Below are 2,760 nucleotides of genomic sequence, written 5' to 3'. Positions count from 1 at the left end.
ATAAATAAAAAACATCTTTCCGAAATTCTTGAGCTATCAGCGGTTAGAATACTTTCTAAATCTATACCCCGTCCCAGAACAGCCCTATATCTGTTGGAAAAAGCTCAAAGTTTATGGTATAAGACAGAAAGGGAGGTCGTAATAGAGAAAGCAAAGGAATTGATAAAAAGGTATAATCCGTAATATCATTCTTACTTATAATGAAGAGCGTCGTTTACGCTTCCCGTAAGCCGGTTCTTTACCAAGCACTTGAAGAGATAAAAAGGAAGTTTACCGAAGAGAGAATTTTATCGGACTTTGACTTTATGTTTATAGCCCTGAACTATAAATACCCTTACGAACACCTTGATAGGGACATCAAAAGGGTATTTGATATAAGCGGGAAGGATTACGTTGCTTTTCATACAACAGAAGCGATAGCGAACACGGATATACTTGAAGGTATAGCTGTGTGTTTCGTGAAGTTTGAAAATAGAGGTAGGGTAAAGGTATACGCTGATGAGGGAATTAAGGAATACGTAAAGAATGGAACTATAAATAATTTAATAGACTACCTTGAGGAGAACAAAAATAACCTAAATATATTCATATCCTCTTGGGAAGATGAAAGCTTGGGTTTGTTTATTGAAGACTTAGGAAGACTTTTAGCTTCAAAGAATTTTTATCCGAACTTGGTCGGAGGTGTTTCTTCAGGAAGGAGGTATAACGACGAGCTCAGAACCTTCCAGTTTTACGATGGGAAAATTATAAAAAACGGTTTTGTAGTTGTAACCTTTGAGAATGTTGAGTTCTCCATGGGAATATCCTCGGGATTTAAACCAATAAGTCCGGTCTATACCGTTTCAAGAGCGGAGGGGTATAAGATTTACGAGGTTGACGGAAAAACTCCCTTTAAAGAGATAGTTGAAAGATTCTTAAACGGTCTTGAGAAAAAGGTTGAATATCTATGGTATTGCCCTATAGTAATTTTAGAGGATGAAGAAGGATACGTAAGAATTCAAAGGACATTTAAGGAAATAGGGGAGGATTACGTTGAGTTTTTTGCTCCGGTTTACGAGGGAGGTAAGTTTATGCTTTCCTTTGGAACACCGGAACAAATTCTAGAAAATACAAAAAAGGAAGTTGAAAAGGTAAAGAGAAAAGTAAATAGTCCCGAGCTCATACTTAACTTTTCCTGTGTAGCCCGTCAATACGTCCTTGAGAGTATGAGAGAGAAGGAAAACAGAATAATAGCCGGGGAGCTTGACGCTCCTCTATTCGGTTTTGCAACCTACGGGGAAGTAGGACCGGATAGATTTTTTAAAAAGGCTAAACTATACAACGAAACAGCTACCTTTGTAGCTTTAAAGGAGGTCTGAAATGAGAGAAGGTGTGAAGCTAAAGCTCCTTCTTAACATAATAGAAGAGGTTACGAGGAAGTATGAGGAACTCCTAAAAAGCTACGAGAGCTTAACCCAAAGGCTTGAGTTTGAAGCTTCTCACGACCCGCTTACGGGACTCTTCAACAGGAAAAGTCTTGAATCTCTTCTCAGGATAGAGTTAAACAGAAACAAGATTTTAAAAAACGGAAGCGTTGAAGTTCTCTTTATAGACCTTGACAGGTTTAAAGAGGTTAACGATAAATACGGACATAAGGTAGGGGACGAAGTTCTCAAAAAGATAGCCCAGATAATCAGGGAAAGTATAAGAAGCGAGGATATACCCATCAGATACGGTGGTGACGAATTCGTGATAATCCTGAAAGGAAAGGAAAAAGGGATGGGAAAGATAGTAGGGGAAAGGATAAGAAAGAGGATAGAAGAAACCTTTAAAGAATTCGGTATATCCGCAAGCTACGGAATCGCTACATACCCGGAAGACGGAGATACTCCCGAAAAGTTAATAGAAGTAGCAGACAAAAGAATGTATGAAATGAAGTTAGGAAAGAGAACTAAAGAGCAGGTGGTATCTTGAAGGGAATGTTTGCTAACGGGTTTTGTTGTTCTTCTTTTACTATAACTGCGTACACACCTAAGCAGTATTTACCAATTTCAACGACCCTTCCCACTCTTATACCTGCGTCTTCAAGGATTAAACCTATTTCCCACTCGGAGTAAACCTCCTCCGGAGGGGGACCTTTATCCCTCTCTTCCTTTTTCCAGTCGATTATCGCAAGGTAAGCAAAGTTATTTGCAACCCTTTTGAGCTCTTCAAGGAACTTTAAAGGCTCGGACAGCTCGTGAAAGGTAAACGCCATGTATATGAAATCAACCGTATTGTCCGGAAGGGGAATTCTGTTTTCTTCAGACTTTAAAACTTCAACGTTTTTGAGACCGAGTTTTTGAACCTTCTCCCTTGCGTAGTTTACCATTTCCTCTTGAACGTCTATTGCGTAAACTTTTCCCTTTTCACCTACAAGCTTTGAAAGGTAAGGAAGGTAAAACCCTGCACCCGTTCCTACGTCAAGAACGGTCATTCCCTCTTTTATCCCGAACTCCTTTAAAACCTTCTCGGGGTCAAACAGCTCAAGTCTTGACGGATCATCAAGCTTCTTAATCCTTGCAGGGTCAAACTTGTGAGCCATAATTTTTTAAATTCTATATTGTGAGACTGGACAAGTATATAGCAAAAGCCATAAACGTAACCAGAAAGGCGGCAAAGGAACTAATAAGGGAAGGAAGGGTAAGGGTAGGAGGAAGGGTGGTAAAGAGTCCTGATTACAAGGTAAGGGAAGGAGAAAGTGTAGAGGTTGAAGGGGTAAACGTAAAACCAAAAGAACAC

At 39.6% G+C, this 2,760-nt stretch carries 5 protein-coding genes; 4 read left to right on the top strand and 1 reads right to left on the bottom strand.

What is annotated here, in order from left to right:
• The 3 genes from ACWB1W_RS03500 to ACWB1W_RS03490 all read left to right on the top strand — a co-directional run.
• The coding region (locus ACWB1W_RS03500; protein WP_479370009.1) for a hypothetical protein at positions 1 to 183 on the top strand (183 nt) is incomplete at its 5' end.
• A 17-nt stretch (positions 184 to 200) separates the two neighbouring features.
• Positions 201 to 1,358: an FIST N-terminal domain-containing protein gene (locus tag ACWB1W_RS03495; RefSeq protein WP_479370008.1), complete on the top strand. Its 1,158-nt coding sequence runs from the start codon at positions 201 to 203 to the stop codon at positions 1,356 to 1,358.
• A gap of 1 nt (position 1,359) precedes the next feature.
• Entirely contained in the window at positions 1,360 to 1,953 is a 594-nt protein-coding gene (locus ACWB1W_RS03490) for a GGDEF domain-containing protein (protein ID WP_479370007.1), read from the top strand.
• Here the strand turns inward: ACWB1W_RS03490 and ACWB1W_RS03485 are convergent.
• Positions 1,931 to 2,563 (bottom strand): class I SAM-dependent methyltransferase, encoded by a 633-nt coding sequence (locus tag ACWB1W_RS03485; protein ID WP_479370006.1) that lies wholly within the window; start codon positions 2,561 to 2,563, stop codon positions 1,931 to 1,933. The two genes, ACWB1W_RS03490 and ACWB1W_RS03485, sit on opposite strands and share 23 nt — an antisense overlap.
• A gap of 20 nt (positions 2,564 to 2,583) precedes the next feature.
• Between ACWB1W_RS03485 and ACWB1W_RS03480 the strand changes: the two genes are divergently transcribed.
• On the top strand, positions 2,584 to 2,760 hold a 177-nt coding region (locus ACWB1W_RS03480), incomplete at its 3' end, for a S4 domain-containing protein (RefSeq protein WP_479370010.1).

The sequence above is a fragment of the Aquifex sp. genome, from assembly GCF_056494385.1.
The sequence above is the reverse complement of the archived record's forward strand: the minus strand, read 5'-3'. Positions and strand labels throughout refer to the sequence as shown.

Bases quoted from the DNA above. Each gene is read 5' to 3' on its own strand.
- ACWB1W_RS03495 (WP_479370008.1), top strand. From the start codon at position 201: ATGAAGAGCGTCGTTTACGCTTCCCGTAAGCCGGTTCTTTACCAAGCA.
- ACWB1W_RS03485 (WP_479370006.1), bottom strand. From the start codon at position 2,563: ATGGCTCACAAGTTTGACCCTGCAAGGATTAAGAAGCTTGATGATCCG.
- ACWB1W_RS03490 (WP_479370007.1), top strand. From the start codon at position 1,360: ATGAGAGAAGGTGTGAAGCTAAAGCTCCTTCTTAACATAATAGAAGAG.